Below are 20,582 nucleotides of genomic sequence, written 5' to 3' on the forward strand. Positions count from 1 at the left end.
GCGCTAAACCTGGAATATAGATTGCGCCACCCTTCGTTGCATGAGGGTGGAAAAGATGGCAGAGTTTCTTCCGCAACAGGCAGCGGAGTGGGGATGGGTTCGACCCGCGCAGAGATGGACCCGGTCTGGCGGAGCGGATGAGTATTCCCTGGCACCGCAGATTATCGGTCAAGCAGGTGCAGGTCGCCGTGCTGGCGGCGCTGGTGCTCGGCTTCATCTCCAGCATTTTCCAACTGGTGCTCGATGTGCGCGGCGAACTCACCAGCCGCGACACCGCGATCAACCAGGTCATGGACATGCTGAACGAGCCGGCGGCCCAGGCGGCCTATGCGCTGGACGAACAGCTGGCCGTGCGCGTGGTCAATGGCCTGCTGCTCTACCGTCCGATCCTGCGTGCTGAAATCCACGATAATTACGGCCGCCGCATGGCGGTGCAGCAGCGCGAGGATACCGAGGGCAACTGGCTGACGCATTTTGTCGGCGCCGAGGATGAGGTGCGCACCCGGCCGCTTTATGCCGCGCGTGGCCAGGAACTGGTGGGCGAACTGCGCGTGGTGGTGGATGGCGATCAGTTCGCCGCCAATGTGGTGAACCGCATCGGCGTGGTGCTGGTAACCGGTTTCGTGCGCAATTTCTTCCTCGCCCTGCTGCTGACGGTGCTGTTCTATTACACCCTGACGCGGCCCCTGCTGGCTCTGGTGGAACAGTTGAGCCGCGTCGATGCCGAGCATCCCACGGCCTCGCGGGTGCAGATCCCGGCGCATCACCGCAATGATGAATTCGGCCTGCTGGCCAGCCGCATCAACGATATCCTGGTTGCGGCGGCACGGCATTTGAGCGACCGCGACCGCGAACGCGAATTGCTGCGCATGGTGCTGGACAACCTGCCGGCCCGGGTGACGCTGAAGGATACGGACCGGCGCTATATCCTGCTCAACCGCCCGGCGGAATTGCTGTTCGGCATCGAGAATGCGGCCGCTGTCGGCCGCCGCGTCGATGATTTCCCGCTCACCTCGCTGGATAAGGCCAGCCGGCGTGCTTTCGTCGAACAGGCCAATATCAATGACCGGCAGCTATTCGAGACCGGCCAGCCGGTAATGAATTTCGAGAATACCTATGCCGGCCAGGATGGCCAGCCCGTTACCGCGCTGGAAAGCAAGGTGCCGTTGCGCGATGCCGATGGCCGTGTGCGTGCGCTGCTCACCATCGCCACCGATATCACCGAGCGCAAGCTGGCCGAGCAGGCGCTGGATGCCGCCAACACCCGGCTGCGCGCCCAGGCCCAGGACCTGGAACGCCTGGCCGGCAGTTTGGCCCGCGAGCGCGAGCATGCCATTGCCGCCAACCGCGCCAAGAGCGAATTTCTTGCCAATATGAGCCACGAATTGCGCACGCCCCTGAATGCCGTGATCGGCTTTGCGGAAGTGATCGTGCTGCGCATGTGGGGGCCGTCGTCGGAACGCTATTTCGATTACGCGCAGGATATTGTCGTCAGCGCCCGTCACCTGCTGAACGTGATCAACGATATCCTGGATATGTCGAAGATCGAGGCCGGGCGCTACGAACTGGCGCGTGAGCCGACCGATATCGCCCAGGTGGTGGAGGATTGCTTCACCATCGTGAAGGGCAGGGCACGGGAGAACCGCATCGTGCTGATCAACGAGCTGGGCAGCACGGCCTTGCCGCTGCTGGAACTCGATGCCCGGGCGGTGAAACAGGTGCTGCTCAACCTGCTGTCCAATGCCATCAAATTCACCCCGCCCGGCGGCCAGGTGCGGCTGGCCGGGGCGGTGACCGCCGAAGGCGGCGTCGAATTGCAGGTGAAGGATACCGGCATCGGCATCCGCAAGGAGGATCTGGGCCGCATCTTCGAGCCATTCTGGCAGGGCGACCTCAGCATCCGCCGGCGCAGCGAAGGCACCGGGCTTGGCCTTGCCATCAGCCGGAAATTCATGGAACTCCATGGCGGCAGCCTCGACATCGTCTCGAAGGTTGGCGAGGGCTCTGCGGCGATAGTCCGTTTCCCGCCACAAGCATTTGGGAAATAAGACGGATTTGCCGCCACCTGAGTTGCCTAGCCGCTCTTGTAAGTTGGCCGTCGAGAGGCGATATTAGGCCTCTGCTTTCTGAAGCCTGGGAGGGACTCCGCCATGAGTCGACCGATCCGTGCCGGCCGACGCCATCTGGCCCCGCTTGTTTTCCTCGCGCTGCCTCTGGCGCTGACCGGTTGCGACACCGCGCGCGAGGCGCTGGGCCTGAACAAGAAGGCCCCGGACGAATTCGCCGTGGTGACCAAGGCGCCGCTGGTGCTGCCACCGGAATTCGGCCTGCGCCCGCCGGAGCCGGGTGCGCCGCGACCGCAGGAAGTGACGGCGCGTGAACGCGCCCAGGCCGCCCTTAGCGGTGGCCGTGGCGAAGCCGCCGGCCAGCTCAGCCCGATGCAGCGCAATGCCCAGGCCCAGGCCGCGCCGCGCAGCCCGGGTGAGGTGCAGCTGCTGCAGCTCGCCCGCGCCAGCAGCCCCGATCCGGATATCCGCCGCAAGGTGAATGATGAATTCACCCAGCTTGCCGAGCGCGACCGCCGTCTGGTTGATCGCCTGGTCTTCTGGCAGAAGACTCAAGACCCTTCGGGCACCGTGGTGGATCCGGCCAAGGAGGCCCAGCGCCTGCGTGAGAACGCGGCCCAGGGCAAGAGCGCCAATAGCGGCGATGTGCCGACCGTGAAGCGCCGCGAGCGCGGCATCCTGGAAGGCATCTTCTAAGCCGCCCCGGTTTGAGTTCCCCTGGTTTTATTTTCGAGGGGCCACCCTATATGCGTGACAAGCCTGCCTTGGCGGGCTTGTGCGCCCGCTGACTATCCATCCTTGAGGAGATCCGATGCGCCGTCTGCTCCTGGCTCTGCTCCTCGGTAATCTTGTTCTTGCCGGCTTTTCCGCTGCCGCGCTGGCACAAGTTTTCAATCCCACCCGCTTCACGCTGGGCAATGGCCTGGAAGTGGTGCTGATCGAGGATCACCGCGCCCCCATCGTGCATCACATGGTGTGGTACAAGGTCGGTGCCGCCGACGAGGCGCCGGGTGAATCCGGCGTGGCGCATTATCTCGAACACCTGATGTTCAAGGGCACGCCGAATGTGCCATCAGGTGAATTCTCCAAGATCGTGGCGCGCGAGGGCGGCCGCGACAATGCCTTCACCTCGTCTGACTATACCGGCTATTTCCAGACCATCGCGCGCGACCGGCTGGAACTGGTGATGCGCATGGAGGCGGACCGCATGTATCGCCTCAGCGTCAAGGAAGACGATGCCAAGCCGGAATTGCAGGTGGTGATGGAGGAGCGGTTGAGCCGCACCGACAATTCGCCGCGCGGCCAGTTCGGCGAGCAGATGGATGCTGCAATGTATCTGGCGCATCCCTATGGCCGCCCGATCATCGGCTGGGCGCATGAAATCCAGCGCCTCAATCTGGAGAAGGCGATGGCCTTCTACCGCATGCATTACGCGCCGAACAATGCCGTGCTGATCGTGGCCGGCGATGTCGCGCCCGGCGAATTGCGCGCTTTGGCCGAAAAGCATTACGGCATGATCCCGATGCGGCCCACGTCGCCGCGCTTCCGCCCGCAGGAACCGCCGCAGCTTGCCGCGCGGCGCCTCACCATGCATGACGCGCGGGTGACGCAGCCGTCGCTGACCCGCAGCTACCTGGCGCCGAGCCGGGTGGCGGGTGAGACACGCCATGCCGTGCCGCTGTCGGTGCTGGCGGAAATACTGAGCAACGCCACCGGCCGGCTGCATCGCGCCATGGTGGCTAATGACGGGCCAGCTGCCGGTGCCGGCGCCTATTACCAGTCGCTGTCCGTTGATCCCAGCACCTTCACGCTTGCCGCCTCGCCGAAGCCCGGCCGCAAGATCGCGGAGGTGGAGGCGGCCCTGGATGGTGTGCTGGAAGCCCTGCTGAAGGAAGGCATCACTGAATTCGAGCTGACGGCGGCAAAGAATGTGATGCTGGCCGATGCCATCTATGCCCGCGACAGCCTCTCTGGCGCGGCCCGCACCTTTGGCGTCGCCCTCACTGCCGGCCTGAGCGTGGAGCAGGTGGAAGCCTGGCCGCAGTTGGTGCGCGCGGTGACCGCCGAACAGGTGCTGGAAGCGGCACGCCATGTCTTTGATCTGCGCCGCTCGGTTACCGGGCTGCTGCTGCCCAAGGAGCAAAGTTGATGCATCGCTGGTTGCTGGCTCTTGTCATCCTGCTGTTGCCGCTGGCCGCCGAGGCCGGGCCGAAGATCGAGCGCGTGGTTGGCGCCAGCGGTGTTGAAGCCTGGCTGGTGCGCGAGCCGAAGATTCCGATGATCGCGCTGCAAGCCGTGTGGCGCGGCGGCTCGGCCACCGATCCGGCCGGCCTGGAAGGCCGCGCGGCCCTGGCCGCCGATCTGCTCACCGAGGGCGCAGGCGATCTCGATGCCGAGGCCTATCAGTCGGCGTTGCGCGCCGATGCCATCTCCATCGATGCAGGCGCCGACCGCGACTATGTCTCGCTCAATCTGCGCACGCTGTCAGAGCGGCGCGAACGCGCTTTCGAGCTGCTGGCGCAGACCCTGACGAGGCCGCGTTTCGATGCCGAGCCGATCCAGCGTGTGAAGGCACAGGCCCTGGTGGCGGCGCAGCGGGCGCGCAATTCGCCCGGCAGCATCGCCAATAACCGCTTCATGGCCATCGCTTTCCCGGGCCATCCCTATGGCCGCCCGGCCCAGGCTTCGGCGGAAAGCCTGGAGCGCCTCAGCGCCGATGATTTCGGCGCCTATGTGAAAAACGTGCTGGCGCGGCGCAATCTGGTGATCGGTGTGGTTGGCGATATCTCGCCCGATGAATTGAAGCGTCTGCTGGACCTGAGCTTCGGCAAGCTGCCGCTGGAGCCGCAGCTTGAGCTGCCGGGCAAGACCGTGCCGCAGGTAACGCCGAAGCCCGTGGTGGTGCCCTATGCCAACCCGCAGAGCCTCGTGCTGTTCGGTGCGCCCGGCCTGCTGCGCGATGATCCTGATTACTATGCCGGCACGGTGCTGAACTATGTGCTCGGCGGTGGCAGCTTCTCTTCGCGCCTGATGGAAGAAATCCGCGAGAAGCGCGGCCTGGTCTATTCGGTTTCCACCGGCTTGCAGCCGATGCCGGCGGCGGGCCTGTTTGCGGGTTCGCTTTCCACCCGCAACGAGCAGGTGGGGCAGGCACTGGGCCTGGTGCGCGAGAATCTGCTCAAGGTGGCGCGCGATGGCCTCACCGATAGCGAAATCACCAATGCCAAAGCCTATCTCACCGGCTCCTTCCCGCTGCGGCTTTCCTCCAACAGCGCCATTGCCGGCATGCTGACGGCGATGCAGCTCGCCGGCCTTGGCATGGATTACATCGACCGCTATGCCGATTACATCAACGCCGTAACGGCGGAAGATATCCGCCGCGTGGCGCAGCGCCTGTTCGCCACCGGCGACCTGCTGATCGTGGTGGTGGGCGAACCCGGCGGCCTGGGCGGCTGAGCATCCATGCCGATCCGCCGCCTGCCGGAGACCCTGGTCAACCGCATCGCTGCCGGCGAAGTGGTGGAGCGTCCGGCTTCGGCGGTGAAGGAACTGGTGGAGAATGCGCTGGATGCTGGCGCGCGGCGCGTTGATATCACCATCGCCAATGGTGGCCGCACACTGATTAGTGTGGTGGATGACGGCATCGGCATGGCGGCCGATGAATTGCCCGTCGCGGTCGAGCGCCATGCCACGTCCAAGCTGCCCGGCGATGACCTGCTCGATATCAAATGGCTCGGCTTCCGTGGCGAGGCCTTGCCCTCGATTGGCGCGGTGAGCCGTCTCACCCTGGTCAGCCGGCGCAAGGGCGATGATAGTGGCCATGCCCTTGATGTCGAAGGCGGCGCGGTCGGCAAGGTGAAGCCGGCGGCAGCAGGTTTCGGCACCCGCATCGAGGTGCGCGACCTGTTCTATGCCGTGCCGGCGCGGCTGAAATTCCTTAAATCCGAGCGTTCGGAATCCTTGGCGGTGCAGGAGATCGTGCGCCGCCTCGCCATGGCCCATGCGGAAGTCGGCTTCACGCTGCAGGATGATGGCCGCACCAGTTTCCGGGCAGACGCGTCGCAGGCCGAAATGCTGCCCGAGGAAAGCCGGCTGCGGAGGCTGGAGCAGATACTGGGCCGCGATTTCGCCGACAATGCACTGCCCATCGAGGCCGAACGCGAAGGTATCAGGCTTACAGGCTTTGCCGGCCTGCCGACCTATAATCGCGGCAACGCACAGCACCAGTATCTGTTCGTGAATGGCCGCCCGGTGCGCGACAAGCTGTTCGTTGGCGCGGTGCGCGGCGCCTATGCCGATTTCCTGAGCCATGACCGCCATCCGGTGGTGGCTTTGTTCCTCGAACTGCCGGCCGAGCAGGTGGATGTGAATGTGCATCCGGCCAAGGCGGAAGTGCGTTTCCGCGATCCCGGCCTGGTGCGCGGGCTGATTGTCGGCGCGCTGCGCCATGCGCTCACCGCCGCCGGTCATCGCGCTTCCACCACCGTGGCGCAGGTGGCGCTGGGGGCTTTGGGCCGCGCTGCCGCCGCGCCCACCATGCCGCTGCCTTTTGCCGGTGGCAGTGGTCCTGCCCGACCCAATGTCTATGCCTACCAGCCGGAGCGTTTCGCGCCGGCCCTGGCCGATGCCGTGGCGCTCTACAACGCGCCGCCATCCGAGGCGGCTTCCGGCCTGGCACCGCAGGCGCGCGCCGATGAAGCACCAAGCCATATCGCGGCGGGCAATTTTCCCCTGGGTGCCGCGCGGGCGCAGCTTCATGCCACCTATATCGTGGCGCAGACCGAGCAGGGCATCGTGATCGTGGATCAGCATGCTGCCCATGAGCGCCTGGTCTATGAGCGCATGAAGCAGCATCTCAGCACGGGCACGGTGCCGCGCCAGATGCTGCTGCTGCCCGAGGTGGTGGAACTGAACGAAGCGGAAGCTGCCCGCGTTGCCGCCCGTGCCGATGAACTGGCCGAGCTTGGCCTGGTGCTGGAAGCCTTCGGCGCCGGCGCCATTCTGGTGCGCGAAGTGCCGGCCCTGCTCGGCGATGGCGATGTGAAGGGCCTGATCCGCGATCTTGCCGATGATCTTTCGGAATATGATGCGGCGCTGAGTTTGAAGGAGCGGCTGGAGGAAGTCTGCGGCACCATGGCCTGCCATGGCAGCGTGCGGGCAGGGCGGCGGCTCACCACCGATGAGATGAACGCGCTGCTGCGCCAGATGGAAGCCACGCCGCATTCCGGCCAGTGCAACCATGGCCGCCCGACCTATGTCGAATTGCAGCTTGCCGATATCGAGAAGCTGTTCGGGCGGCGCTAGTTAAGCCCAACCTAATTGAGTGCCGGCCGCGCCCGTTCGGCGATGCCGCGCAGGTCGGCGCCTTTCGGCAGCGTCCCGAAGGCATGGCCCCAATCCCCCGCCAGCCGCGAGGCGCAGAAGGCATCCGCCACGGCCGCCGGTGCGCCGCGCACCAGCAGGGCGCCCTGCAGCGTCAGCATCATGCGCTCGACCACGCGCCGCGCCCGGCTTTCGATATCGGTGACGTCAGTGAATTCAGCTTTCAGGCCGGCAATGGCCTGGTCCAGACGCTTGTCGGCGCCGCTGGCTGCATCGATTTCGGCCAGGAACACGTCCAGCGCATCGGCGGATTTCATCAACGCGCGCAGCACATCCAGGCACATCACGTTGCCCGAGCCCTCCCAGATCGAATTGAGCGGGATTTCCTTGTACAGCATGCCCATCGGGCCTTCATCGACATAGCCGTTGCCGCCCAGCACTTCCATGGCTTCCACCACGGCCATCGGCGCCCGCTTGCAGACCCAGTATTTGACGGCGGGCGTGCAGAGCCGCATGAAGGCGGCCTCTGAAGCATCCGCGTCGCGGCGGTCGAAGGCACGGGCGAGGCGCAGGGCCAGTGCCGTGGCGGCTTCTGACTCAAGCGCCAGATCGGCCACCACGTTGGTCATCAGCGGCTGGTCGATCAGGTGTTTCTGGAAAGCGCGGCGATGGCTGGCATGGTGCAGCGCCTGTGCCACGGCGCCGCGCAGCAGGCCGGCGGAGCCGAGCGCGCAATCGAGCCGCGTGTAGGTGCCCATCTCGATGATGGTCGGCACGCCACGGCCTTCATCGCCCAGCAGCCGGCCCCAGGCACCATGGAATTCCACTTCGGATGAGGCATTCGACTTGTTGCCGACCTTTTCCTTGAGGCGCTGGACGCGGATTTCGTTGCGCGTGCCATCGGGCTTGAAGCGCGGCACGAAGAAGCAGCTCAAGCCGCCCGGCGCCTGCGCCAGCACCAGATGCGCATCGCATTGCGGCGCCGAGAAGAACCATTTATGGCCGGTGATGATGAAGCCGCCCTGGCCGTCGGGCTCGGCCCGCGTGGTGTTGGCGCGCACATCCGAGCCGCCCTGCTTTTCGGTCATGCCCATGCCGAGCAGCACCGAAGTTTTCTGCTCTATGGGGGCCGAGCGCTTGTCATAGCGGCGGTCATAGATTTTCGGCAGCCAGGTCTTGGCCAGTTCGGCATCGCGGCGCAAAGCCGGCACCGAGCCATAGGTCATGGTGGTGGGGCATTGGCTGCCCGGCTCAATCTGTGCATGCATGATATAGGCTGCGGCGCGCGCGACATGGGCGCCCGGCTTCGGCTCGGCCCAGGGCGCGCTATGCAGGCCCTGGCCGATGATCAGGCCCATGATCTGATGCCAGGCGGGATGGAATTCCACTTCGTCGCGGCGATGGCCGAAGCGGTCGAACAACTGAAGCTGCGGCGGGAATTTATGCGCCAGCCGGCCAGCCTCGATGGTTTCCGGTGCGCCGAGTTTGGCGCCATAGGCAGCGAGGTTATCCATCGCCCAATCGGCGCCTTCGCGTGCGGCGGCATCGCTCAAGGCGCGGTCGGAGGTGAACAGGTTGTGGCCTTCCAGCGCCGGCGGCTGGTTCAGCACTTCATGGGTCTCGAAGGCGTTGCGCGCGGTCATCGGCGTTGCTCCCAGGATATTTTGCCGGACTCTAGCAGCACCGGGTGGCTTGAAAAGCCTGCCCCCGCGTAAAGCCGGCATCAAATTCGTCCTGAAATCGCCAAAGCGTCAAAAATCGGCAGCATTGCCGCCCTAGGCTGCGCCGTTTTTCGCACCCGTCAGCGATTCGGAGCCATGACAGAAAATCTCGTTCTCGATGCCGTTCGCAATCGCCGCGACGAAGCCGATATTTCCTTCTGGGATCGGCTGTTCGCAGTGTGGTTCCAGCGCCTGGTCTACACGCAGATCTGGGAAGACCCGGTGGCTGACATGGCGGCGCTGCAATTGCCCGAGGGCAGCAACATCGTCACCATCTCCTCCGGCGGCTGCAACGCGCTGTCCTACCTCACGGCGAAGCCGAAGCAGGTCTATGCCGTTGATCTCAACGAAACACACCTGGCGTTGCTGAAACTGAAACTCGCCGGCCTGCGTGCCTACAGCACCTACGGCGATTTCTGGCGCTTCTTCGGTGCTGCCGATGATCCCGCCAACCGCGCCGACTACCTGGCGCGCCTGCGGCCTTTGCTGGATGAGCCGGCGCGGCGCTACTGGGATGGCCGCGACCTGACGCTGCAACCGCGCTACCGCTATTTCGCCGATGGCTTTTTCCGCCATGGCATGCTTGGCGGCTTCATCGGTTTCGCTCATTGGGTGGCCGACCGCTGCGGCATCGACCGCGCCGCCTTGCTGCATCCCGATCCGGCCAATCCAGACCGTGTCGATGCCTTGCTGAAAGTCGATACGCTGTTCTCGGGCCGCTTCATGCGCTGGCTCTCGGCCAATCCGGCTTTGCTGTTCAGCTTGGGCATTCCGCCGCGCCAGCGCGTGCTGCTGGCGGGCGACGGACCGGGTGGCCTGGCCGATGTGCTGCGTCAGCGCCTGCTGCGGCTGCTGGCGGATTTTCCTACCAGTGAGAATTACTTCGCCTGGCAGGCGATGCAGCGCCGCTATCCCGGTCCGGGTAACCGCTGCCTGCCGCCCTATCTGCAACAGCGGCATTTCGAACAGATGCGGCAGGATGCCGGCCGCGTGCTGCCAGTGCATGGCAATATGCGCGATTTCCTGCGCTCGCTGCCGCGCCGCTCGGTGGATGCGGTGGTGCTGCTGGATGCGCAGGACTGGATGGCGGATGCCGAGATCGCCGAGTTGTGGCAGGCGATTGATGCCTGCGGCAGCGACCAGGTCCGCGTGCTGTTCCGCACTGCCGGCACGGCCTCGCCGTTGCAGACCCCGGTGCTTGGCGATGTTGCTAAAGGTTGGGCGAGGGATGACGAACGCAGCGCCCAGACTTTCGAGAATGACCGCTCCGGCATCTATGGCGCCGTTCACCTTTATCAACGACGCTGAACCGGGCGCGTTGCCGTTACGGGCGGCGGTGGCCAATGCCGCCGCCGAATTGCATTGGCTCGGCGGTGTGCCGCTGAGCCGCGCGCTGCGTGGCGGCGATGCAGCCTGTTATCTCACAGCGCCGCTTTCGGCTTTCCTGCGCTATCCGGCCGCTGAGATTGCACCTGAGCGGCCGCGCCTCGCCAAGGCCATGCAGCGGCTGGCCGGCCTTGCCGAGATGAGCGGCTTGGCGCGCTGCGTGCTGCTCGGCAATCTGCCGCTTTCCACCAATCTGGCTGCCGAGCATGGCGATGCGCTGCTGCATGCGGCGGAGGCAGCGATCAACAAATATGGCAATGGCTGGATCGGCCTGCGCAACCTGCGGCCAGATCGCCACGCGCCGCTGATTGCTGAACTGGAACGGCAGGATTTCTTCCTGCTGCCGGCCCGCGTGATCTACGAATTCCCGCAAGGCGAGGCGCGAGCCTCGCATTACAAGCGCGACCGCGCCCTGCTGCGCAAGCTCTATACGCCGCTGCCTCATGCCGCTTTCGACGCGGCCTTGCTGGAACAGGCGCGGGCGATGTATGCGGCGGTGTATCTGGAACGTCATAGCCGGCTCAACCCGGATTACACGGCGGCTTTCTTCGCCCGGGCGTGGGAAACCGGCGCGCTGGAATTCACCGGGCTGGTGGGCAATGGCGGAGAGTTGGCCGCCTTTGCCGCCATTCATCGCCAGCAGGACATCATGACGGTGCCGCTGCTGGGTCATGATGTGGCTTTGCCGCGCGAAGCCGGCGCCTACCGCGCCCTGGTGGCGCATCTGATTTCATTGAGTGCCCAGCGCGGCCTGCTGTTCAATTTCAGCTCCGGGGCCGGCGATGCCAAGCGCAAGCGCGGCGCCGAACCGAAACTGGAATACACCGCCTTCCGACCGCCCGGCGGCGCCTGGCGCACGCGGCTGCTGCAACCGCTCGCCGGCTTTATCCGCCAGCGCCTGCCGCTGGAAGCGTTCATCGCCCAGGGTGCATGAAGGCTGGGTGCATGAAGGCTGGGTGCGGAAATGCAGCAGGGTTTCCGATTTGCCACAAAATACTCATAAAGCCAGCTAATATTCCGCCCCGTCATTCAGCCATCCCCGGGTGTTCATGGCTTCGGATTCTCGCACCGGCCTGTTGCCGTCTTTCACCAATCCGGCTTTGTCGGCAAGGCGTTTCCCGCTGGCACTCCTTTGTGCCCTGGGGGCTGCATGCGTGGTGCTGTCGCTGAGCCATGATTGGCGCCCCGCCGACATACCGGACGCGGAATGGGCTGGCCGGATGCTGCGATGGCTTGGTGTCCTGGCCGCGGGCTATTTCCTGTTCATCGGTGTCCATCTGCTGATCGGCTTCGGCCGGCGGCATCTGGGCTATGCCGCCGCCGGGGCGGGTTTCGCGCTGCTGCTGTATCTTCAGGCGGCGAGCCATCTCGGGCTGTTCTTTGCCATACCCGGCATGCTGCTGTTTGTCATGGCGGCGCCGTTTCTGCCTCGGCAGGCTGGCAATGCCACGCTCTGGAATTTCAACCACAACGCCTGGCTCGGTGGCTTTTTCGGCATCGCCGCTGGCATCCTGCTGGCCGCCGCGCTGTGGATTCTCTATTTCGTCATCAAGTCGCTGTTCGATGTCTCGCTGCCGGAGGCATTTCTGTTCGACATTCCGACGCTCTCCTTTTTCGTTGTGGCGGCATGGCTTACCCTCGGTTTTCTGCCCTACACCCAGGCCGCCATCGAGGATGTGCGCCCCGGGCGCGGCGTCGCGCTGATTGCCAGCTATATACTGGTGCCATTCGTTATCGCTTACGCGGTGGTGCTCTATGCCTATGCCGCAAAGATCGCGGTTACCGGCGAAGTACCGCGCGGCACCCTGGTTACCATCACCGGCCTGTTCATTGCTGCGGCCGTGACGACGTATCTGATTGCCTTTCCCATGCGCGAGTCCGGCCCGCTATGGGTTCGGCTGTTTCATCGCTGGATCTTCCGGGTGATGGCCGTGCCGGCTGGCCTGATGCTGTTTGCCATCGGCATGCGGATCAAGGCCAAAGGGCTTACCGAGGCGCGCTATGCCGTTGTCGTGCTGGGGCTGTGGTCGCTCGCCATGGCGGCGCTGTTCGGTTTCCGCGCCACCACCAGTATCCGCTGGCTGCCAGGATCGCTGGCGGCCATGCTGCTGCTGGCCTCTTTCGGCCCCTGGGGCGCGGAGGCGCTGGCCACCCGCAGCCAGTTCCAGCGGATGCAGGCCTGGCTGACCGAGATCGGCTTCATTGCCGATGGCAAGGTGAAGGTGGATGGGGGTAAATTGCAGCGCGCGGAAATGTACCGCTTCGAGGATTACGCCAGTTTCCTGATCGATCGCGGCCAGGCAAGCCGGATGGCGCCGTGGCTGGAGCAACCCGGCATGATCTCCGATCAGTCGACTCTCGATGCAGTCAAGAAAGCCTTCGGCATCGACTGATCGTGGCCGGCAGTAAAATGCAGCCGCCTCAGAACCGCATCGCCAGGTTCAGCCGCGCCTGGGTGAGCGCCGGATCGGCATTGCCGCCCCAGGCTTCCTGACTGACGGCATAGCCTGCCATCACGGTCATGGCGCGGCGCTCCAGTGCCAAAGGCGTCCAGTGCATCTGCAAATCCAGGCTCTGCTGCTGGCCGGCGATGGGCAGCGCGTTGCGCGCCATCAGGTCGCGCTTCTGCCCCAGGGCGAATTCGTGGCTGGCGGTGAAATTCAGGCTGCGGCTCAGCGGTACGCCGATCTGCAGGCCGAAGCTGTTGATGTTGCGCTGTTCCGCCGAGCGGTATTCGTTGCGGCGCTGCGCCGAGACGCCAAGCTTGTAGCCGCTGGCAAAATGCTGCGCCAGGGCGACGCGGTGGCGTTCGTTGCTCACCGAAGCACCCGGATCGGCGGCATCGAACAGGCTGTCATAGCCGGCGGATAGCGTCAGGGTCAGGTTGCTGCCGAGCGTGGCGGAAGCCTGGTTGTCGACACCAAGGCGCCGCGCGCCGCTGCCGGCAAGGTCGCTCCAGATCAGCGCCGCATCGGGATTGACCTTGAACCTGATGCCATATTCCTCATAGGCGAGGCCGAACTTGCCTTTCAGTGTGTTGGTGTCGCTTTCCGCATCGACGCTGCGGCTCAGCGCATCGGTGCCGGTGAGGGTGAGGCCATCCAGCAACGGCAGATCATAGCCGGTCACGGGTATGGCAGCGGCAGTATAGACCCGGAGCTGATAGGTTTCCGTGCGGCTGGGCGTGGCAAGGTCGATGTCTTGCAGGTCCGGCAGCGGACGCTGGCTCAGCAGCAGCAGGGCAGGGGTGGGATCATACAGCAGCGGCAGGTTGGCGTTGTTGCCGATGCCGCAAAGTGCCACGTCACCAGGGCTGACAAAGAGCGGGCATTCCGGGAATGCATCCTGGGCCAAGGCCGGGCCGGTGAGGCCCAGCAGCACAACAGCACAGGTGGCAGCGTATTGACGCACTCCCCCTCCACGGCATGAACAGCACCAGCATGCAGTGGAGGGTTTCTCGCAAGTTACTGTGGCGGAATTTGGGCGGTGCTATTCCGCCGCAAGTTTCGCGTCACCGGCCTTGCCGAAGCCGCCGCCCGATGGCGTCGAGATGACGAAAACATCGCCGGGCTGCATCGGCGTCGAGCAGCGGCCCTCGAAATCATTTCGCTGACCATCGGCGCGTTCCACCCATTGCCCGCCGGTTTCGCCCTGGCCGCCGCCTTCCAGGCCGAAGGGCGGCACTAGGCGATGCGAGGACAGCAAGGTGGCGGTCATCGGTTCCAGGAAGCGCATGCGGCGGATGGTGCCGTCGCCGCCCTTGTGCCGGCCCTTGCCGCCGGAACCGCGCCGGATGCGGTAGGATTCCAGCAGCACGGGGAAGCGGAATTCCAGCACTTCCGGGTCGGTGAGGCGGGCATTGGTCATATGGGTATGCACGGCGTCGCAGCCATCGAAATCCGCACCCGCGCCGCTGCCGCCGCAGATCGTCTCGTAATACTGGTAATTGTTGTTGCCGAAGGTGAAGTTGTTCATCGTGCCTTGGGCAGCCGCCATCACGCCGAGTGCGCCGAAGATGGTATCGGTGATGCACTGGCTGGTTTCGACATTGCCGGCCACCGTGGCGGCTGGGTAAACCGGATCCAGCATCGAGTTTTTCGGGATGATGATTTCCAGCGGTTTCAGGCAGCCGCCATTCAGCGGGATGTCGCTGTCCACCAGGCAACGGAAAGCATAGAGCACGGCGGCGACGCAGACCGCCGTCGGTGCGTTGTAGTTGGTCGGGTGCACGCCGGAGGTTCCGGTAAAGTCGATCTTCGCCGTTCTATCGGCATGATTGACCGTCACCTTCACCTTGATCTCGTAGCCATCATCCATCGGATAGGTGAATTCGCCGTCCTTCAGCCGGCTGATCACGCGGCGTACGGATTCTTCCGCGTTGTCCTGCACATGGTTCATGTAAGCGCGCACCACGTCGAGGCCGAACTGGTCGACCATCTTGCGCAGTTCCTGCGCGCCCTTTTCGCAGGAGGCGATCTGCGCCTTGAGGTCGGCGACATTCTGGAACGGGTTGCGCGAGGGATACTGGCCGGATTTCAGCAGCGCGACGATCTCGTCTTCCAGGAACCTGCCGCCATCCACCAGCAGCACATTATCCAGCAGCACGCCTTCATCGGCGACCGTGCGGCTATCGGGCGGCATCGAGCCCGGCGTGGTGCCGCCGATATCGGCATGGTGGCCGCGGCTGCCGAGATAGAACAGCACCTCCTTGCCAGCCTTGTCGAAAACCGGGGTGATCACGGTGACATCGGGCAGATGCGTGCCGCCGGCATAGGGTGCGTTCAGCACATACACATCGCCGGGCTTCATGCTGCCTGCGCGTTTGCGCATCACGGTCTTGATCGATTCCGACATCGAACCGAGATGCACCGGCATATGCGGCGCGTTGGCGATCAATTCGCCATCCAGATCGAAGATGGCGCAGGAGAAATCCAGGCGCTCCTTGATATTCACGGAATAGGCGGTCTTTTCCAGCACGCTGCCCATCTGCTCGGCGATGGACATGAACAGGTTGTTGAAGATTTCCAGCATCACCGGATCAACATCGGTGCCGATGGCCTTGCGCGCGGGCAGGGCCTCGATGCGTTTCAGCACCAGGTCGCGGCGCTCGGTGAGGCGGGCCTGCCAGCCCGGTTCCAGCACGATGGTGGAGGTGCTTTCGGTGATGATCGCCGGGCCGGTGAGTTTCTCGCCGGGGCGCAGGGCCTCGCGGTCATAGACCGGCGTGTCATGCCAGTTGCCGGCCATATAGGCGCGGCGGCTGGCCAGCGCGGGGATAGCAGCGGGGTCGCGGATCTCGCCGATGGCTTCCACGCGGTCCGGCGCGCGCTCGCCTTCGCCCACCACTTCCACGGCAACCGAGCCGACGATGAGCTGCTTCTCCGGGCTGATGAAGCCGAAACGCTGGCGATGCGCCGCCTCGAAGGCGGCCGTGGTGCTCTCCAGGTTGCCGAAATCCACCACCAGCGGCGAATCCGAGCCGCCATAGCGCAGATGCAGCTTGCGCAGCACGCTGACACGCTCCGGCGTCACGCCCTGGCGCAGCATCTCCGCATGGGCTTCCTCGGCCATGGCATCGAGTTCCTGGGCGAGGCCGGGCAGGGCGGCGGCCTCGAAGGCACGCTCGACGGTCTTTTCCTTCAGCACGCGCATGTCGGCCAGGCCCATGCCATAGGCGGAAAGCACGCCGGCCAGCGGATGCAGCAGCACCTCGGTCATGCCCAGCGCATCGGCCACCAGACAGGCATGCTGGCCGCCGGCACCGCCGAAGCTGGTCAGCACATACTTGGTCACGTCATAGCCGCGCGCCACGGAAATCTTCTTGATCGCATTGGCCATGTTTTCGACCGCGATGGCGAGGAAGCCTTCGGCCATTTCCTCGACACTGCGGGTATCGCCGGTGGCATCCTTGATCTGCTTGTGCAGGACGGCGAATTTCTCGGCCACCACGGCATCGTCCAATGCCTGATCGCCATTCGGGCCGAATACCTTGGGGAAGAATGCCGGCGGCAGCTTGCCGAGCATGACGTTGCAATCGGTGACGGTGAGCGGGCCGCCGCGCCGGTAGCAGGCCGGGCCGGGATTGGCGCCGGCGGAATCCGGGCCGACACGGTAGCGCGCGCCATCGAAATGCAGGATCGAGCCGCCGCCGGCCGCCACTGTGTTGATCAGCATCATCGGCGCGCGCATGCGCACACCGGCCACCATGGTCTCGAAGGCGCGTTCGTATTCGCCATCGTAATGGCTGACATCGGTGGAGGTGCCGCCCATGTCGAAGCCGATCACCTTGGCGAAACCGGCCCGCGTCGAGGTCTGCACCAGGCCGACAACGCCGCCGGCCGGGCCAGACAGGATGCTGTCCTTGCCCTGGAAGTAATTGGCATCGGCGAGGCCGCCATTCGACTGCATGAACATCAGCCGCAGGTTATTCTTTTCTGCATCAAGCTGGCTCGCCACCTGATCGACATAGCGGCGCAGGATCGGCGAGACATAGGCATCCACCACCGTGGTATCGCCCCGGCTGACGAACTTGATCAGCGGGCTGACCTGGTGGCTGGCGGAAACCTGGCTGAAGCCGATCTGGCGCGCCAGGGCCGCCACCTTGGCCTCATGCTCGGGATAGCGGTAGCCATGCATGAACAGCACGGCGCAGGCGCGGATGCCATCGGCATAGGCGGCTTTCAGCGCGGCTTCGGCGGCGGCGAGATCGAGCGGAGTTTCGATCGAGCCATCGACGCGCACGCGCTCGGGCACTTCCACCACGCGCTCGTAGAGCATTTCGGGCAACTGGATATGCAGCGCGAACAGCTTCGGGCGGGTCTGGTAGCCGATGCGGAGTTGGTCGGCGAAGCCTTCCGAGACGATCAGCAGCACGCGGTCGCCCTTGCGCTCCAGCAATGCGTTGGTCGCCACCGTGGTGCCCATCTTCACCGCCTTGATGGCGCCCTGCGGCAGCGCATCGCCCTGTTTCAGGCCCAGCAGGTCGCGGATGCCCTGCACGGCGGCATCCTTGTAGCGTTCCGGGTTTTCCGAGAGCAGCTTGTGGGTGAGGATGCTGCCATCCGGCTTGCGACCGACGATATCGGTGAAGGTGCCGCCGCGATCAATCCAGAATTCCCACTGCGCGCTCATCTGATTCTCCGTTCAAGGGTACGGCACCATTCCAGTACGTTGATAAATTGTCAACGAAAAGTAATCGTTCTCCAGGCGAGACAGCCTAAAGCGAGGCGGCGGCGCGGGCGGCCTGGTCGTAGAGGCCGGACAAGGCCCGCATGGTTTCGGCGATGCGGGCGATTTCGCCGGGCTGGCGGCCGATCAGGGCGGCCGCCTCGGCCAGCAATTCCTCGCGCACCTTGCGATAGCTGAGGCAGGCCTCGCGGCCCGCCGCCGTGGTGGAATAGTGGATTTCCTTGCCGCGCTTCTCGCCACTCACCAGGCCCATGCGCTGCAGCTTCTTCAGGCCGTAATTGACCGTGTGGCTGTCTTCCACATTCAGCACCAGGCAAAGATCTGCCAGCCGCTTCGGGCGGTCGCGATGGTTCACGCCATGCAGCACCATCACATCCAGCGCCGCCAGGTCCGGTGTGCCGGCGGCATTCATGCAGCGCACGATCCAGCGGTTGAAGGCATTGGCGGTCATCATCAGGGCGAATTCGAATTCGCTGAGTTCGCTCAAACGCTCGGAAGCCAGATGCGCCGAGGAAACGATGGGCCGGTGCGACCGTGTCGCAGCGGCTGTTTCTTGGGCTTTTGCCGCTTTTGTCGCCTTGTTCCCTGGCTTCTTGCCTGCCGCCGCCATCTACGCCCCCAATGATCTGCCGCGTGCCCTGTTGCTGGCGCAGTAAACCCGTTCCCGCCCGCGAGGCCAAGGCCCGGGCGCGCTCCGGTGCATAACCGTCATGCAGGTTGTGCATGGCGGGGCAGCGTTCTTTGCTGGCTCCCCCGGGGTGCGCTTTGATAGTGTCCCGCGATGCGTCCCCTGCACCTTTTGCTGCTCGTCTCCATTTGCGCCGTTTGGGGCTTTAATTTCGTTGCCTCGAAACTCGCCGTGGGTCATTTCCCGCCGATCTTCTTCACCGGCCTGCGCTTCCTCGGGCTGGGGTTGCTGCTATTTCCCTGGCTGAAGCTGCACAAGGGCCAGATGAGCCTGGTGCTGCAGATCGCCGTGTTCATGGGCATGCTGCATTTCGCCCTGATGTTCAACGCCATCAAGATGGCGCATGACGTGTCGGTGATCGCCGTGATCGTGCAGCTTGGCGGGCCGGTATCGGCTTTGCTGGCCTGGCTGATGCTGGGCGAGACCGTGCGCTGGCGCCGCGGCCTTGGCATTGCTCTGGCCTTCGTCGGCTCGGTGGTGATGAGCTTCGATCCCGCCATTTTGAGCTATGCCATGGCGCTGCTGATCTGCCTGCTTGCCATGATCTCGATGTCCTATGGCCAGGTGCTGGTGCGGCGCATCCAGCATGTCGATCCGCTGGCGATGCAGGCCTGGATCGGCGTGGTCAGCGCGCCCGGCCTGCTGGTGCTGTCGTATTTCTTCGAGCAGGGCCAGTGGCAGGCGACACAGGCCGCCGGCTGGGGCGAATGGTCGCTGCTGGCCTATTCGATCCTCGGCGTGTCGCTGTTCGGCCATGGCGGCGTGTATTACCTGCTGCGGCTCTATCCCGTGGCCCTGGTCAATCCCGGCGTGACGCTGGCGCCGGTGATGGGCATTGTGTTCAGCGTGATCTTCCTTGGCGAACGCCTGAGTGATCGCGCCTTGATCGGTGCCGCGATCACGCTGCTGGGCGTGCTGATCGTCACCCTGCGCGACAGCCAGATTGCCGACAAGAAGCCGGATCGGGCCGCAGAGGAGCGTGCCGCGCTTGCGGCGGCGAAGGCCAAGGCCGGTTCGGACTGAGTGGAGTAGGGGCATGACGGATGTATTGACCATGCTCGAACGGGCCTCGCCGAATTTCGACGAGCGCCGTTGCCGCAAGCCGGTGGACCTGGTGCTGCTGCATTACACCGGGATGCAGACGGCGGAAGCGGCGCTGAGCCGCCTGACCGATACTGAGGCCAAGGTTTCGGCGCATTACGTGATCGACGAGGACGGCACGATCATCCGGCTGGTGCCGGAAGAAGCGCGTGCCTGGCACGCCGGCGTGGCCTTCTGGCGCGGCGTGCGCGATGTGAATGCGCGTTCCATCGGCATCGAACTGGTCAACCCTGGCCATGAATTCGGCTATCGCCCGTTCCCGGAAGCGCAGATCGCGGCCTTGCTGCCGCTGCTGCAGCAGATCAAGGCGCGGCACAACATTCCGGCCGCTGGGTTCATCGGCCATTCCGACGTGGCGCCGCAACGCAAGGAAGATCCGGGTGAGCTGTTCCCCTGGGCGCGGCTGGCGCAGGCCGGCTTCGGCCTGTGGCCCAGCCCGGAATTCCGCCCGTCGCCCCATGCCCCGGAACTGCATCCGGGCATGAAAAGCGGCGCCGTGGTCGATCTGCAGGTGGCGCTCGACCGCATTGGTTTCGGCATCGAAGGCAGCGGCGTCTACGATCCGCTTACCGAGGCAGTGGTGCGTGCCTTCCAGCGCCATTGGCGCCCGGCGCGGATCGACGGCATGGCCGACCCGGAAACCACCAGCCTGATTCACCACATCGCCCAAAGAGCTTAAATCAGGCGCTTGATACCGGGCGCCTGTGGGGCTATTGCTCGCCCCGGTGCCAGATGGCTGGACGGTCGCGCTCTTTCGGGGGCGAGGAAAGTCCGGGCTCCACGGAAAAGCGGTGCCGGGTAACACCCGGCGGGGGCGACCCCAGGGACAGTGCCACAGAGAACAGACCGCCGCCGCCAGCAATGCCGGCGGCAAGGGTGAAAAGGTGCGGTAAGAGCGCACCGCGCGCCTGGCAACAGGAGCGGCATGGCAAACCCCACCGGGAGCAAGACCAAATAGGGATGGCGGCTCGCGCAAGCGGGCGAGGCTTTTTCCGGCCTGCCATCCGGGTCGGTCGCGCGAGGCATCCGGCAACGGATGTCCCAGAGGAATGGCCGTACAGCCCACGCAAGTGGGTGGACAGAACCCGGCTTACAGGCCGTCTGGCACCA

14 protein-coding genes and 1 other RNA gene are annotated in these 20,582 nt (G+C 64.7%); 11 read left to right on the forward strand and 4 right to left on the reverse strand.

The window, feature by feature from the left end:
• Positions 1-137: 137 nt before the first annotated feature.
• The 5 genes from ACQY7X_RS15000 to mutL all read left to right on the forward strand — a co-directional run bounded on the left by ACQY7X_RS15000 (position 138) and on the right by mutL (position 7,370).
• Entirely contained in the window at positions 138-2,048 is a 1,911-nt protein-coding gene (locus ACQY7X_RS15000; RefSeq protein WP_428246222.1) for an ATP-binding protein, read from the forward strand.
• Between the two features lie 102 nt (positions 2,049-2,150).
• The gene (locus ACQY7X_RS15005; protein WP_428246223.1) at positions 2,151-2,762 is read left to right on the forward strand and encodes a DUF3035 domain-containing protein; all 612 of its coding nucleotides are present in this window, start codon (positions 2,151-2,153) and stop codon (positions 2,760-2,762) included.
• A 115-nt stretch (positions 2,763-2,877) separates the two neighbouring features.
• Entirely contained in the window at positions 2,878-4,215 is a 1,338-nt protein-coding gene (locus tag ACQY7X_RS15010; protein ID WP_428246224.1) for a M16 family metallopeptidase, read from the forward strand.
• A complete protein-coding gene (locus ACQY7X_RS15015) occupies positions 4,215-5,522 on the forward strand; it encodes a M16 family metallopeptidase (RefSeq protein WP_428246225.1) in 1,308 nt (435 codons plus the stop codon). Before ACQY7X_RS15010 ends, ACQY7X_RS15015 begins: the two co-directional genes overlap by 1 nt.
• Before the next feature lie 6 nt (positions 5,523-5,528).
• Positions 5,529-7,370 (forward strand): DNA mismatch repair endonuclease MutL, encoded by a 1,842-nt coding sequence (gene mutL / locus ACQY7X_RS15020; protein ID WP_428246226.1) that lies wholly within the window; start codon positions 5,529-5,531, stop codon positions 7,368-7,370.
• An 11-nt stretch (positions 7,371-7,381) separates the two neighbouring features.
• Here the strand turns inward: mutL and ACQY7X_RS15025 are convergent, their stop codons facing one another.
• Positions 7,382-9,031, reverse strand: coding sequence for an isovaleryl-CoA dehydrogenase (locus tag ACQY7X_RS15025; protein WP_428246227.1), 1,650 nt, complete (start codon positions 9,029-9,031; stop codon positions 7,382-7,384).
• A gap of 174 nt (positions 9,032-9,205) precedes the next feature.
• Between ACQY7X_RS15025 and ACQY7X_RS15030 the strand changes: the two genes are divergently transcribed.
• The 3 genes from ACQY7X_RS15030 (at position 9,206) to ACQY7X_RS15040 (ending at position 12,888) form a co-directional block, all read left to right on the forward strand.
• Complete coding sequence (locus tag ACQY7X_RS15030) at positions 9,206-10,417, forward strand: DUF3419 family protein (protein WP_428246228.1); 1,212 nt, start codon at positions 9,206-9,208, stop codon at positions 10,415-10,417.
• Positions 10,368-11,429, forward strand: coding sequence for a hypothetical protein (locus ACQY7X_RS15035; RefSeq protein ID WP_428246229.1), 1,062 nt, complete (start codon positions 10,368-10,370; stop codon positions 11,427-11,429). The genes ACQY7X_RS15030 and ACQY7X_RS15035 overlap by 50 nt, the downstream gene beginning before the upstream one ends.
• Before the next feature lie 115 nt (positions 11,430-11,544).
• A complete protein-coding gene (locus ACQY7X_RS15040; protein WP_428246230.1) occupies positions 11,545-12,888 on the forward strand; it encodes a DUF4153 domain-containing protein in 1,344 nt (447 codons plus the stop codon).
• Between the two features lie 28 nt (positions 12,889-12,916).
• Here ACQY7X_RS15040 and ACQY7X_RS15045 read toward each other — a convergent pair whose 3' ends face one another.
• The 3 genes from ACQY7X_RS15045 to ACQY7X_RS15055 all read right to left on the reverse strand — a co-directional run bounded on the left by ACQY7X_RS15045 (position 12,917) and on the right by ACQY7X_RS15055 (position 18,293).
• Complete coding sequence (locus ACQY7X_RS15045) at positions 12,917-13,906, reverse strand: hypothetical protein (RefSeq protein ID WP_428246231.1); 990 nt, start codon at positions 13,904-13,906, stop codon at positions 12,917-12,919.
• 78 nt (positions 13,907-13,984) lie between these two features.
• Positions 13,985-17,626, reverse strand: coding sequence for a hydantoinase B/oxoprolinase family protein (locus ACQY7X_RS15050; RefSeq protein ID WP_428246232.1), 3,642 nt, complete (start codon positions 17,624-17,626; stop codon positions 13,985-13,987).
• Between the two features lie 85 nt (positions 17,627-17,711).
• Complete coding sequence (locus ACQY7X_RS15055; RefSeq protein WP_428246233.1) at positions 17,712-18,293, reverse strand: winged helix DNA-binding protein; 582 nt, start codon at positions 18,291-18,293, stop codon at positions 17,712-17,714.
• 171 nt (positions 18,294-18,464) lie between these two features.
• Here ACQY7X_RS15055 and ACQY7X_RS15060 point away from each other — a divergent pair, with 171 nt between their 5' ends.
• The 3 genes from ACQY7X_RS15060 to rnpB all read left to right on the forward strand — a co-directional run bounded on the left by ACQY7X_RS15060 (position 18,465) and on the right by rnpB (position 20,581).
• Positions 18,465-19,394 (forward strand): DMT family transporter, encoded by a 930-nt coding sequence (locus ACQY7X_RS15060; RefSeq protein WP_428246234.1) that lies wholly within the window; start codon positions 18,465-18,467, stop codon positions 19,392-19,394.
• A 13-nt stretch (positions 19,395-19,407) separates the two neighbouring features.
• Positions 19,408-20,151, forward strand: a complete 744-nt coding sequence (locus ACQY7X_RS15065; RefSeq protein ID WP_428246235.1) for a peptidoglycan recognition protein family protein — start codon at positions 19,408-19,410, stop codon at positions 20,149-20,151.
• A gap of 49 nt (positions 20,152-20,200) precedes the next feature.
• Positions 20,201-20,581: RNase P RNA component class A (rnpB, locus tag ACQY7X_RS15070), an RNA gene on the forward strand.
• The last annotated feature ends 1 nt before the right edge of the window (position 20,582 follow it).

The sequence above is a fragment of the Ferrovibrio sp. genome (genome assembly GCF_965278975.1).
In the GTDB taxonomy this organism is placed as follows: Bacteria; Pseudomonadota; Alphaproteobacteria; order Ferrovibrionales; family Ferrovibrionaceae; genus Ferrovibrio.